Raw genomic sequence first — 12,538 nt, 5'->3', positions numbered from 1 at the left:
GGTTCCGGAGCCGGACGCTCGCGCGTCCCCTCCGGAATGACGAAGGTGGGCAGGATTTGGCCGGCTTCCCTCCCGGATCCACCCCTCACTTCGAAAATTCGGTGACAGTGCACTCTATTCCCGTCCTGGATGTGACGCCTCGGAACCGACGTGGCGGCCGCATATCGCGGGCCTCGGCGATCTCGATCGCGCCGCGACGAATTGAGTGCACTGTCACCGTATTTTTATGCTCGTCATTCCGGAGCGGGCCGCCGCCGGCGGAACGCATCCGGAACCCACGAGGCGACGGGCGTCCGCCTACCCCCGCCCCTTCAGCTCGACCCCGTTGCCCTCCGGGTCGCGCAGGTAGATCGACGGGCCGTCGCCCTCGGCCCCGAAGCGGGTGGCCGGCGCCTCGGCGGCGATGCCGTGGGCGGCGAAATGCGCCAGGATCGCCTCGGCGTCGAACGGCTCGACCCTGATCGCCACGTGGTCGACGTTGCGCCCCGGTCCCGGCGGCGGCCCGCCGGCCGCCCCCAGCTTGCCGGCCATGTCGACCAGGTCGATCATCGAGCCGCCGGCGTCCAGGTGCCACAGCCCGAGCGGCGCGTTGTGCTTGGCCACCGGGCAGCCGAGCACGTCGCGGTAGAAGCCCAGCATGGCGTCGATGTCGCGGGCGCGGATCACCACGTGGTCGACGCCGCCGAGGCGGTAGGGCAGGTCGGGCATCTCGACACTCCTCAGGGGATCACCTTCATGTCGCGGAACTCGCCGAAGATCCGCTGGAACATCTCGTCGGTGCGCAGGCAGTCGTGGAAACCATGCAGCCGCAGCTTCAGGGTGTCGGTCATGACGTCCCAGTCGGTCCCGAACACGTAGTCGGCGAACGGCCAGGCCGCAACCTGGTCGTAGGGGATTCGCTGCAGGCCGTATTTCTCGACGATCGCGTCCCACAGCGGCGCCTTGTCGGCCATGAACTCGGTCAGCCGGATGGTCTGCAGGTCGCCGACCTCCATGTCGAAGAACTTCGCGAACTGCGGCCACACGTTCTTCCAGCGGAAGAAGTCGCCGTTGGTGATGTTGAACACCTCGTTGGCGGCGCGGTCGTCGGTCGCGCACCAGGTCATCGCGTTGGCGAGGTGCTGGTTGTCGCAGACCTGGTAGACCGCCTCCCAGGCCCCGGGCTTGCCGGGGAACCTGAGCGGCAGCCCGAGCTCCTTGGAGATCGTCGCGTAGACCGCGATGCAGGTGGTGATGTTCATCGGGTTGCCGAGCGCGAAGCCGCACACCGTCTGCGGCCGCAGCGCCGACCAGGTCCAGGCCTTGCCCTTCTGTGCAGCCCCCTTCTGGGCGGCGCGCAGCCACTGCTCCTGGTCCCAGTAGAAGTTCGGCAGCATGTGCGGCGGGTCCTCCTCGCGCGCCGGAGTCCTGAACGGCCCGAGATGCGAGCCGTAGATCTTGTTGCCCTGGATCAGCTGCACGTGGCGCAGCCCCTTGGAGGCCCGCTCGATCGGCTCGACCGCGTTGACCAGCATCGCCAGGTTCGGCGGACCGTGCTCGGCCCACACCGGCCGGGCCTGGAAGGCCGCGTAGAAGATATGGGTGACGTCGGTGAGCCCGGCCAGCTTGGCCTCGGCGTCGGCGCGGTCCAGCAGGTCGACCGAGATGTAGGTCGCCGGGCTGTCGAAGTCCGGCGCCCGCCGGCTCAGGCCGACGATCTCCCAGTCGCCGAGCTTGCCCAGGTGCTCGATCAGCTTGCGGCCGATCACGCCGAGGGCGCCGACCACCACGGCCTTGTTCTTCGCCATGTCTTCCTCCGATTCTGTCGGCCGCATCCTCGGCTCTGCGGCGCCGTGGATCAATGTCCCACAGGGCAAGGCAGGCGTTCCCACGTGCGGCGGGTCTTCCTTTCGGCGCGCTGTGCGCCATATTGTACGGAAGGTCGTGCCAACTGGGCGGGTCGTGAAGCGGTCCGCCTTTCTTTTGTCCGCGGTGTATGCTCCCGGAAAACGCAACCGAGGGAGCCCGCGATGACCGCCTTCCGCGTCGGCCTGAGCGCCGATTTCACCCGCGCCGACGGCAAGCCGACCTTTCCGAGCTACGACCTGTCCGCGCTCGGCGCCGAGGGGGTCGAACTGGTCGAGCTGCCGCGCGCGGCGCTGCTGTCGGCGGACCATGTGACGGGGTTCGACGCCGTCGTGCTGCTGGGCGAGCGGATGGCGGCGTCGAGTTTCCCGGGCGACGGCCGGCTGGCGCTGATCGCCCGCATGGGGGTCGGCTACGACACCGTCGACACCGACGCCTGCACCGCGAACGACGTGGTGCTGACGATCACGCCGGACGCGGTGCGCCGGCCGATGGCGACCACCCAGGTCTGCCTGATCCTGGCGCTGACCCACAACCTGATGGCCAAGGACCGGATCGCCCGCACCGGGACGCTCGGCTGGCCGGCCCGGCTCGACTGGCACGGCATGGGGCTGGTCGGGCGGACCGTCGGCTCGGTCGGGGTCGGCAACATCGGCGCCGAGATGTTCCGGCTGCTGAAGGCGTTCGACGTCCGCATGATCGCCCACGACCCCTATGCCGATCCGGCGGCGCTTGCGGCACTCGGGGTCGAGGCGGTCTCGCTGGAGGCGGTGTTCGAGCAGAGCGACGTGGTCACCTTCAACTGCCCGCTGAACGACGAGACCCGCCACATCGGCTCGGCGGCGATGATCGCCCGCATGCGGCCGACCAGCTATCTGGTGAACACCAGCCGCGGCCCGGTGGTCGACCAGAAGGCGCTGTACGACGCCCTGGTCGAGGGCCGGATCGCCGGGGCGGCGATCGACGTGTTCGACCCGGAGCCGCCGTCGGCGCACGAGCCGATCCTGCGGCTCGACAACGTGATCACCGCACCGCACTCGCTCGGCTGGACCGACCAGATGTTCGCCACCATGGGCGCGGTCAACCGCGGCGCCATCCAGGACGTTCGGGCCGGCCGGCAGCCGGCCAACGTGGTCAACCGGGCGGTGCTGGAGCGCGCCGGGTTCCGCGCCAAGCTGGCCGCGATGGCCGGTCGATGAGCGGCCCGGCGACGCACCAGCCCGACGGCCGGCCGCGCGGCCGCGGCCTCGGCCTGCCGTTCCCGGGCCAGACCGGGCCGACCAACAGCATCGTCGACGTGGCCGGGGTCGAGGTCGGGGCGGTCACCCTGGTCCGCGGCGACGGCAGGCTGGCGGTCGGGCAGGGACCGGTGCGCACCGGGGTCACCGCCATCCTGCCGCGCGGCAGGGCCGGCTTCGCCACGCCGGTGTTCGCCGGCCTGAACAGCCTGAACGGCAACGGCGAGATGACCGGCAGCCACTGGATCCTGGAGTCCGGGCGCTGCGAGGGGCCGGTGACGATCACCAACACCCACTCCGTGGGCCGGGCGCACGCCGCCAGCGTGCGCTGGCTGGTCGGGCAGGCCGGCCCCGGCGCCACCGACCCCAGCTGGAACCTGCCGGTGGCGGCCGAGACCTATGACGGCTACCTGAACGACATCAACGGCTTCCACGTCACCGAGGACGACGTCGTGGCGGCCATCGACGGCGCCTCGGCGGGGTTTCCGCCGCTCGGCAACCGCGGCGGCGGCACCGGCATGATCTGCTACCAGTTCAAGGGCGGCAACGGCAGCGCCTCGCGGGCCATCGAGGCGGCCGGCCGGCGCTGGACGCTGGGGGCGTTCGTGCAGGCCAATTTCGGCCGCCGCGAGCTGTTCGCGCCGCTCGGGGTGCCGGCCGGGCGGCTGCTGGAGGTGCCGCTGCCGGGGCCGCTGCCGGAACTGGCCGCCCCGGTGGGCGGGGCCGAGGGCTCGATCATCGTGGTGGTGGCGACCGACGCGCCGCTGCTGCCGCACCAGTGCGCCCGCCTGGCGCGCCGGGTGTCGCTCGGCCTGGCCCGCACCGGCTCGATCGCCGCCAACGGCTCCGGCGACATCTTCCTGGCGTTCTCGACGGCCAATGCCGAGGCGCTGTCGGACGACGCCCTGGCCCCGGGGCGGCTCGACTACCTGCCCGACGCCGCCCTCGACCCGCTGTTCGAGGCGACCGTTCAGGCCACCGAGGAGGCGATCCTCGAGGCCCTGCTGGCGGCCGACACCATGACCGGCATCGACGGCCGCACGGTGCACGCGCTGCCGCACGGGCCGCTGGTCGACCTGATGCGGGCGTTCGGGCGGATGTAGGGGGAGGCGGACATCTGGGAAATGGTGCCGCAGAAGGGACTCGAACCCCCGACCCTCGCATTACGAATGCGATGCTCTACCAGCTGAGCTACTGCGGCCCCGGAAATGAACGGGCCCTAGATACGGGTTGTGCGGTCCGGATGCAAGCGCGGCGCGCGGGTGCCGGTGCGGCGGCGGTCAGTTGATCGACAGGGCGCCGGTGCCGGGGAACACCGCGCTGAAGCGGCCGCCGGACGGGCCGTCGCCGTCGGACAGCAGCTTCTTCAGCGGATCGAAGTCGCCGGAGCGGTAAGCCTTCAGCGCGTCCTGGGTCGCCTTGACCCGGGCCAGCCCGGCCTGGGCCGCCTCCAGCCGCTCGCGCGCCTCGGTCGACAGGGTCGCGCCGCCGGTCTCGACCTGGCGGTACTGGCCGGTGTTCAGGCCGGTGCGGGTCTGCGCGGCGGTCAGCCCGAAGGACCGGCCGTCGAGTCCGACCACCGCGGTGTCCTCGGCCCGTACCGCGCCGCCGCGCGCCACGCCGATCTCCACTCCGAGGCGCCGGTAGGACGCATAGGCGGCGTCGTCGCCGGCGCCGTCGTCGGCGTATGCCACGTCGATCCCGACCACCCGGATCTGCACGAACAGGCTCTCGGATCCGCCGGCGCGGTCCAGTGCCTCCGAGGCGGCCTGCAGCGCGCGCTCGGCGGCGGCCTCGGCTTCGTCCGGCTTCTGTACGGCCTGGAAAACCGTGCGCAGGGCGTGCCGCAGCCGGTCCAGGAAGCCGATGTCGTCGCGCCCGTCGGGCTCGACGGTCAGGAACTGTGCGTCCGTGGGAACCGCCTGGCGCAGCGCACTACCGGTCGCCGCCGCCTGCGTCTGTGCAGGAGCGACCGGTGCGGCGGCAGTGCTGCCACCGGCTGCGGGTGTCGAGACGACACCTGAGAGTGCGAGAGGAGCAACCATTGCTCGGTCCCTTCTGGACGGAGGGCCCTGCTTGGACCCTGCTAACCCGGATTTCTAACCCGGTTAGTTCAAATTCTATCCAAAATGACCGATTGAGTCTTGACAATAATTCAGCCGGCCGCGCCGGGGGCGGTTCGCGGGGTATCGGGCACCGAGTTCACATGGTCGAGCGTGCGGGCCGCGGACAGCTCGACGATCTGCGCCTCGGGGGCGGAGATCTCGTCCTCGGTCAGCAGGCTGACCCGCGGCGGCGGCGCCCAGACGACGGTGTCGAACGCCCCGCAGTGGCCGCAGACCGCCGACCAGTCCGGTGCGACCGCGCCACAGGTGCCGCAGGTCCAGGCCGGGTCGGCCGGCGCCGTTGTCGCCCGTTCCAGCCAGTGCCGGGCGGCCAGGCTGTCGCCATGCTCCGACTCCTCGAGCCGGGCCCGCAGCCGGCAGGCCCGGGCCGTCAGCTCGGCGCCCGAGAGAGCCTCGAGCTGGACCCGCGCCTCGCCCCAGAGCTCGGCCTCGAGCGCCGCCTCGGCGATCGTCAGCCGGCTTTCCGGCGCGTCCGGGGCCCGGCCGGCGAGCGCGTGCAGGCGCTTGAAGCGCTCGATCGGATTGCCGGCGTCCTCGGCCAGCCCGCGATAGGCCGCGGCGAGGGCCGGGTGCGCGACGCGCGCCCAGGCGTCCTCGATCAGCCGCTGGCCGCGCCTGGCCTTGCCTGTGCGTCCCAGCAGCGCGGCCTCCAGGGTGATCGCCGGCACGAAGCCGGGAACCGACTCGCGGGCCTTGCCGGCGTGGTCGAGGGCTTCCGCGACCCGGCCGGCGGCGTCGTCCTCGCGGGCGCGCTCGGTCAGGATCGCGGCGCGGTGCCGCAGGCCCTCGTCCTCCGGCACGATCCGGCGCTTGACCGCGTCGTACAGCGCCACCTGGGCGTCGAACCAGCGCTTGGCCCGGGCCCGCCCGTACAGTCGCGTGGTCGCGACCAGCGGGGCATCCGGGCGCAGGGCGTGGGCCTCCTCGGCCAGCTCCAGGGCCCGTGCCTCGTCGTCGCGGCCGATCGCCTGGCGCAGCAGGCCGACCAGCCCGAGGAACCGGGTGTCGTCGTTGTCCCGCAATGCCGCGAAATACTTGGCGGCGGCCGCGGTGTCGCCGTTCAGGGCGGCGGCCTGGGCCGACAGCAGGCGGGTCAGGGTCGGGTCGCGCAGCAGCCGGTCGGCCTCGCGGGCCTGGCGGCGCGCCTCCTCGGCGTCGCCGGCGGCGACCGCGGCCAGGCCCAGGGTCAGGGCGCGGAACCCGGCCTCGCGGCGCTGGTCGGACCGCCGTCGCATGGCCGCCCAGGGGGAGCCCAGGGCGTTCGCGAGCATCCGCACGCCGATGGCGCCGAGCCAGATCAGGCCGGCGGTGACCACCGCGAACAGGGCGAAGGACGTCTCCAGTCGCCAGCCCAGCCAGTCGACGCGGATCTCGCCGGGATTGCGGACCAGCCAGATCGCGACGGCGACCAGGAGCGCGAGGCGGATGAGGTAGAGGATCGAGCGCCGCACCGCCTCAGCCCCCCGCCACGCCGGCCAGGGCCTGCGACTGCAGCGTGCGGACCGCGGCGTCGACCGCGGCACGCGCTTCGGCGTCGACCAGCCAGCCGGCGGCCGCCTTCCCGGGATCGCCGTCCAGCTTCCGGATCGCCTGGATCGCGCCGGCGAGGTCGCCGGAAGCGAGCGCCGCCTCGGCCCGCACCAGCACGGCTTCGAGGCCGTCGCCATCGGCGGTCGCGGTGCGTCGGACGGTGACCAGCGAGGCGACCCGCGTCAGGGCCTGCCCGATCACGCCTTCGCCGCTGCCGATCACCGACGCGTCCACCGCGTCGGCGGCGGTCCGGGCGAAGCGGTCGCGCAGGACCGCCAGCGACGGGACCCCGTCGGCATGGCCGGCGAGCGTGTCCAATGCCCCGACCGTCGCGTCGTTCGCGGGGGCCGCCGACCGCACCGCCTGCAGTTCGGGCGCGAAGCTGCCGGACGTGGCGGCCGCCGATGCCAGCTGGTTGGCGGCCAGCAGGAAGGCACCGGCCTTCTCGCGGCCGCTGCGGGTGTTCTCCAGCGCCTTGGCGACCCGGTCGAGCTGGCCCTGCAGGTCGGCCAGCCGGGCGTTCAGGCTGGCGGCCTCCCCGGCGCTCCGGTCGGTCTGCGCTTCGACCTTCCCTGAAAGGCTGTCGAAATCGCCGGACAGGCCATCGAGGCGGGCCTGCAGGCCGGCGAGGTCCTCGGCCGTCACTTCGGGCTTTGCCGGCGGCGCGCTCGCGGCCTTTTCCAGGGTCTCCATCCGGTCGGTCAGGCCCTGCAGCCGGTCCGAGAGCTGCGACGCCAACGGACCCAGGCCCTCGCCGCCGCCGCTGGCAGCCAGGCCCTCGCGCACGATCGCGACCTCGTCGTTCACCGCGGTCAGGGTCTGGTTCATCTCGTCGACCCGCGCCGCGAGCTGGTCGAGCGCCGCGGCGTCGGCCTTCGCCGGCTCCGGCGCCGGGTTCTCGAGGGCGGCGAGCCGCTGGTCGAGCGCGTTCACCCGGTCGAGCAGGCGGTCGACGTCGCCGGCCAGCGCCGGGTCGGCCACGGTGGAGGGCGGCTTCGGGGCCGGATCCGGACGGGCGGCCGGCACCGACGGCTGCTGGGACGCCGCCGGCTGGGTATCGGCCGGCTTCGGTTCCGCAGGCTTGGGTTCCGCAGGCTTCGGTTCCGCGGGTTTCGCGGCGACGACGCTCTCGGCGGGCTTGGCGGTGTCCGGTGCCGTCGGGGCCGCCGGCAGGGCGATGCCGAGCTGGCGGGCGTAGGGTTCGACCTCGCCGCGCCACATCGGATAGGTCGCGTAGCCGCCGCCGATCGCCAGGGCCAGGAGGATCACCAGGATCAGGGTGCCGCGCAGGCCGCCCGCCTTGGCGGCAGGCGCAGCAGGCGCGGCCGGATCGGTGCGCTCGGCCGCATTCGCCGACCACGGCTCGGACGGCGCGCCCGCCGTCGCCAGGCTGTCCTGGCCGACGTCGCCGGCGATCGTGCCGTCGGGCGTGCCGTCGGGCGTGCCGCCCGGCCCGCTGCCCGGCGCGCTGTCGGCGGCGTCGCTCAGCCGGACCGGCTCCGTCCCTTCGGCATCCGGGGCATCGGTCCGGGAGGCGGTGTCGCCCTTCGGCGTCTCGGCCATCGCAAGCTCCTGTCAGTCCGGGTCGGACGAAGTGGTGTCGTCCAGCGTCGCCAGCAAGTCGTCGCGCGTCGGGCGGCCGGCGATCCGGATTGCCGCCCATGGCAGCCTCCGGGCCGCCTCGGCGACCGCGGCCGACAGGCAGTAGGCGGTCATGCCCGCCGCCTGACGCGCCAGCCCGGCGCCGACGACGAGACTAGCAAAGCGGTCCGCGCTGCGTGGAGAGAAAAACAGGACCCCGTCGGCGCTGCCGTCGGCCAGCGCCCGGGACGCCGCCTCCGGCAACTCGGCGACGGCCTCGGCCCGGTACACCACGATCCGCTCGACCGCATGGCCGCGCAGGCCCAGTTCGGCGGCCAGGTCGACCCGCACCTCGTCGCCGCTCGCCCACAGCAGCGGCCCGTCCTGCGGACGGACCTCCCTGCAGATCAAATCGACCAGGGCGGTGCCGGTTCCCTCGGCCGCGATCACCGGCGCGAAGCCGTGCCGGCGCAGGGCCCCGGCGGTCGCGTCGCCGACCGCGAACACCGGCAGCGCGCGGCGCGATGTCGCGGCGGCCAGACCGTCGGCCCCGTTGCCGCTGGTGACCGCCGCCGCCTGGAACCGGCCGGCATCGGGAATCCGTGCCCCGGTCGGGACGATGGAAAGCATCGGCGCGATCACCGCCTCGACGCCGCGCCGGGCCAGCTCGGCCGCCAGCTCGGTAGCCTCGGCCGCGGGGCGGGTGACCAGGACCCGGCGGGCCATCGCCGGTCAGCGCGCCAGGAAGTCGCGGCCGCAGCGCGCCAGGATCGCCTCGCCGACGGCGCGGCCCAGCGCCTCCGGATCCCCGGCGGCCCCGGACTCGGCGGCGCCGTGGCTGGCGCGGCCGTCCAGCGACAGCACCAGGCCGGCCAGGGCCAGCCGGTCGCCGTCCAGGGTGGCATGCCCGGCGATCGGGGTGCGGCAGGAGCCGTCGAGGGTGGCCAGCATGGCGCGCTCGGCGGTCACCCGGGCCCGGCTCGGGGCGTCGTCCAGGGCTGCCAGCCAGCGCCGCACCTCGGCGTCGCGGCCCGACGCCTCGCCGTCGCGGGTCTGCACGGCGATGGCGCCCTGGGCGACCGCCGGCAGCATCTCGTCGATCTCGACGATGCGGGTCGCGCGGTCGATCAGGCCGAGCCGGTTGAGCCCGGCGGCCGCCAGGAAGGTCGCGGCGACCTCGCCCTCGGCGAGCTTGCGCAGGCGGGTGTCGAGGTTGCCGCGGAACAGCACGATCTCCAGGTCCGGCCGGCGGTTCAGCACCTGGGCGGCGCGCCGGACCGAGGCGGTCCCGACCCTGGCGCCCCGGGGCAGGTCCTCGACCCGCTCGGCGACCGGCGACAGCCAGGCGTCGCGCGGATCCTCGCGCGGCAGCACCGCGGCCAGCACGGTGCCGGGCGCCATCGTCGTCTCCATGTCCTTCATGGAATGCACGGCGACGTCGATCCGGCCCGCGACCAGCGCCTGCTCGATCTCCTTGATGAACAGGCCCTTGCCGCCGATATCCGCCAGCGCGCGGTCGCGCACGGCGTCGCCGGTGGTCCGGATCTCCTGGAGGGCGATGGCGCCGTCGGCGGCCAGCTCCGGCCACGCGGCAATCAGCCGGTCCCGGACCTCGTGGGTCTGCCGCATGGCCAGCGGCGAACCGCGGGAGCCGAGAATCAGTCGGGGCGTGTTGCCAGGGGGCGTGTTGCTTGCGCTCATGGCCGCATCGTGTAGACGGAAGCGGCGCGAACGAAAAGGGGGCGCTTTTGAGCGACCGGGCCGGCACCGGACCGATCCTGGGTATCGAGACCAGCTGCGACGAGACCGCGGCGGCCGTGGTCGCGGCCGACCGGCGCATCCTGTCGAGCGTCGTGCTGTCGCAGCTCGACGAGCACCGGCTGTATGGCGGGGTGGTGCCGGAGATCGCGGCGCGCGCCCATCTCGACCACCTGGACGCGGTGATCGCCGAGGCGATGCGCGAGGCCGGCCTCGGCTTCGGCGAGCTGGCGGCGGTGGCGGCGACCGGCGGCCCGGGCCTGATCGGCGGCGTGCTGGTCGGCGCGACCACCGCCAAGGCGATCGCGCTGGTGCACGGCCTGCCGTTCCTCGGGATCAACCATCTGGAGGGCCATGCCCTGACGGCCCGGCTGACCGACGGCGTCGAGTACCCGTATTTGCTGCTGCTGGTGTCGGGCGGCCATTGCCAGCTGCTGACGGTCGAGGGCGCCGGGCGGTACCGCCGGCTCGGCACCACCATCGACGACGCCGCCGGCGAGGCCTTCGACAAGACCGCCAAGCTGCTCGGCCTCGGCTATCCCGGCGGGCCGGCGGTCGAGCGCGCGGCCGAGTCGGGTGACCCCGCAAGGTTCGACCTGCCGCGGCCGATGCTCGGCCGGCCCGGCTGCGACTTCTCGTTCTCCGGGCTGAAGACCGCGGTGCGCCGCCGGGTCGAGGAACTGGGCGACGGGCTCGACGACCGGGCCCGCGCCGACCTGGCGGCCGGCTTCCAGGCGGCGGTCGCGGCCTCCCTGGTCGACCGATCCGGGCGGGCGATCGCGATGTTCGAGGAGAGCCACGGGGCCGGCCGTGCCTTCGTGGTCGCCGGCGGGGTGGCCGCCAACCGGACCCTGCGGGCGGCGCTGTCCGGCCTGGCGGCGCGGCACGGCATGGCGTTCATCGCACCGCCGCTGGCGCTGTGCACCGACAATGCCGCGATGATCGCCTGGGCCGGGCAGGAGCGGCTGGCCCTCGGCGCCGTGGACGGCCTCGACTTCCGGCCGCGGCCGCGCTGGCCGCTCGATCCGAATGCCGCGCCCTCGACCGGCGCCGGGGCGGTGAAGGCATGACCGGCGCGCCGACACCCGATGTCGCGATCCCCGACATCGCAGTGCTGGGCGGCGGCGCCTGGGGCAGCGCGCTGGCGGTGCTGGCGAAACGCGCCGGCCGCGCGCCGGTGCTGTGGGCGCGCGATCCGGCGCGCACGACGCTGCCGGACCCGGCGATCCCGGTCACCGGCGACCTGGCGGCGGCGCTGGCGCCGATCGCCGTGCTGGCGGTGCCGGCGGCGGCGGTGCGGGCGGTAGCGGCCGACTGGCGGGCGGCCGGCGGGACCGGCGTCCGGATCGTCTGCGCCAAGGGCTTCGACCCCGCCAGCGGGCGGCTGCTGTCCGACGTGCTGGCCGCGGACTCGCCCGGCGATCCGGTGGCGGTGCTGTCGGGTCCGACCTTCGCGGCCGAGGCGGTACGCGGGGTGCCGACCGCGGCGACCGTGGCGTCGGCCGATCCGGAGGTCGTCGCCGCCGTTGCCGCCGCGCTCGGGTCGCCGACGTTCCGGCTGTACACCTCGACCGACATGGTCGGGGTCGAGGCGGCCGGGGCGTTCAAGAACGTGCTGGCGATCGCCTGCGGCATCGCCGACGGCCTGGCGGCCGGCGACAACGCCCGGGCGGCGCTGATCACCCGCGGGCTGGCCGAGTTGGCGCGGCTGGTGGCCGCACTCGGCGGCCGGCCGGAGACCGTGATGGGGCTGTCCGGCCTGGGCGACGTGGTGCTGACCTGCACCAGCGGGCAGTCGCGCAACTACAGCTTCGGGCGGCGCCTGGGCGAGGGCCGCAGCCGGGACGAGGCGATGGCGGCCAGCAAGGGCGTGGTCGAGGGGGCGGCGACGGCGGCCGGCCTGCTGGCCCGCGGCCGGGCGCTCGGCCTCGACCTGCCGGTGACCGAGGCGGTCGACGCGGTGCTGAACCGCGGCGCCGACCTGCGGGATACCGCGATGTCCCTGATGGCCCGGCCGTCGCGCGGGGCCGAGACCGCCTGACCCGAACCGGGGCGCCCGTCGCGCCGTGGGTTCCGGATCGACTGCGCCACTCCACCCCCGACGTCATTCCGGAGCGTGCCGCCGCCGGCGGCACGCATCCGGAACCCACCCGTCGCCTCGTGGGTTCCGGATCGACTGCGCCGGGGCGGCGCATCCGTCCGGAATGACGAGATGAAAGGGGGCGGTGTCAATTTTGAAGTGCAACGTTCTGTGGCGTGGTCTGATCATCGGCGACAAGTTTTTATTTCAGTGACAGTGCACTTATCTGCCGGCCACTGGGGGCGCGTTCCAAAAGTAAGTGCAACAGGGCACGCTCCGGTGCGCTGGAACGGGAGCGGTGCGATGGGGAAGAGCTACAGTCACCTGAGCTACGGTGAGCGGCTATCGATCATGGATGGTCTGCGCGATGGCTTGAGCGT

Annotated in this window: 12 protein-coding genes and 1 tRNA gene; 5 read left to right on the top strand and 8 right to left on the bottom strand. The window is 73.7% G+C overall.

What is annotated here, in order from left to right:
* Positions 1-297: 297 nt before the first annotated feature.
* Both RIC31_RS27440 and RIC31_RS27435 read right to left on the bottom strand, forming a co-directional pair.
* Positions 298-708 carry a VOC family protein gene (locus tag RIC31_RS27440; protein WP_350116126.1) on the bottom strand — a complete coding sequence of 137 codons (411 nt, stop codon included), beginning with the start codon at positions 706-708 and terminating at the stop codon, positions 298-300.
* Positions 709-719: 11 nt separating this feature from the next.
* Complete coding sequence (locus tag RIC31_RS27435; RefSeq protein WP_350116123.1) at positions 720-1,787, bottom strand: SDR family oxidoreductase; 1,068 nt, start codon at positions 1,785-1,787, stop codon at positions 720-722.
* A 222-nt stretch (positions 1,788-2,009) separates the two neighbouring features.
* On the opposite strand from RIC31_RS27435, the gene RIC31_RS27430 reads away from it, so the two are divergent.
* Both RIC31_RS27430 and RIC31_RS27425 read left to right on the top strand, forming a co-directional pair.
* Positions 2,010-3,044 carry an NAD(P)-dependent oxidoreductase gene (locus RIC31_RS27430; protein ID WP_350116120.1) on the top strand — a complete coding sequence of 345 codons (1,035 nt, stop codon included), beginning with the start codon at positions 2,010-2,012 and terminating at the stop codon, positions 3,042-3,044.
* Positions 3,041-4,186, top strand: a complete 1,146-nt coding sequence (locus tag RIC31_RS27425; protein WP_350116117.1) for a DmpA family aminopeptidase — start codon at positions 3,041-3,043, stop codon at positions 4,184-4,186. Before RIC31_RS27430 ends, RIC31_RS27425 begins: the two co-directional genes overlap by 4 nt.
* A gap of 22 nt (positions 4,187-4,208) precedes the next feature.
* On the opposite strand, the gene RIC31_RS27420 is transcribed toward RIC31_RS27425, so the two are convergent.
* From RIC31_RS27420 to hemC, 6 genes are all read right to left on the bottom strand, one after another.
* Positions 4,209-4,284, bottom strand: a tRNA-Thr gene (locus RIC31_RS27420).
* A 79-nt stretch (positions 4,285-4,363) separates the two neighbouring features.
* Complete coding sequence (locus RIC31_RS27415) at positions 4,364-5,128, bottom strand: hypothetical protein (RefSeq protein WP_350116114.1); 765 nt, start codon at positions 5,126-5,128, stop codon at positions 4,364-4,366.
* Between the two features lie 110 nt (positions 5,129-5,238).
* Entirely contained in the window at positions 5,239-6,660 is a 1,422-nt protein-coding gene (locus tag RIC31_RS27410) for a heme biosynthesis protein HemY (protein WP_350116111.1), read from the bottom strand.
* Between the two features lie 4 nt (positions 6,661-6,664).
* Entirely contained in the window at positions 6,665-8,302 is a 1,638-nt protein-coding gene (locus RIC31_RS27405) for a COG4223 family protein (protein WP_350116108.1), read from the bottom strand.
* Between the two features lie 12 nt (positions 8,303-8,314).
* Positions 8,315-9,046 carry a uroporphyrinogen-III synthase gene (locus RIC31_RS27400; protein WP_350116105.1) on the bottom strand — a complete coding sequence of 244 codons (732 nt, stop codon included), beginning with the start codon at positions 9,044-9,046 and terminating at the stop codon, positions 8,315-8,317.
* 6 nt (positions 9,047-9,052) lie between these two features.
* Positions 9,053-10,021: a hydroxymethylbilane synthase gene (gene hemC / locus RIC31_RS27395; protein WP_350116102.1), complete on the bottom strand. Its 969-nt coding sequence runs from the start codon at positions 10,019-10,021 to the stop codon at positions 9,053-9,055.
* A gap of 47 nt (positions 10,022-10,068) precedes the next feature.
* On the opposite strand from hemC, the gene tsaD reads away from it, so the two are divergent.
* The 3 genes from tsaD to RIC31_RS27380 form a co-directional block, all read left to right on the top strand.
* Positions 10,069-11,148 carry a tRNA (adenosine(37)-N6)-threonylcarbamoyltransferase complex transferase subunit TsaD gene (tsaD, locus tag RIC31_RS27390; protein ID WP_350116099.1) on the top strand — a complete coding sequence of 360 codons (1,080 nt, stop codon included), beginning with the start codon at positions 10,069-10,071 and terminating at the stop codon, positions 11,146-11,148.
* Positions 11,145-12,119: an NAD(P)H-dependent glycerol-3-phosphate dehydrogenase gene (locus RIC31_RS27385; protein ID WP_350116096.1), complete on the top strand. Its 975-nt coding sequence runs from the start codon at positions 11,145-11,147 to the stop codon at positions 12,117-12,119. The genes tsaD and RIC31_RS27385 overlap by 4 nt, the downstream gene beginning before the upstream one ends.
* Before the next feature lie 171 nt (positions 12,120-12,290).
* Positions 12,291-12,538, top strand: a 248-nt coding sequence (locus RIC31_RS27380) for a hypothetical protein (RefSeq protein WP_350116093.1), incomplete at its 3' end; no start/stop codon positions are given.

Source organism: Thalassobaculum sp. (assembly GCF_040219615.1).
Lineage (GTDB): Bacteria > Pseudomonadota > Alphaproteobacteria > Thalassobaculales > Thalassobaculaceae > Thalassobaculum_A.
This window is presented reverse-complemented; position numbering and strand designations above follow the sequence as displayed.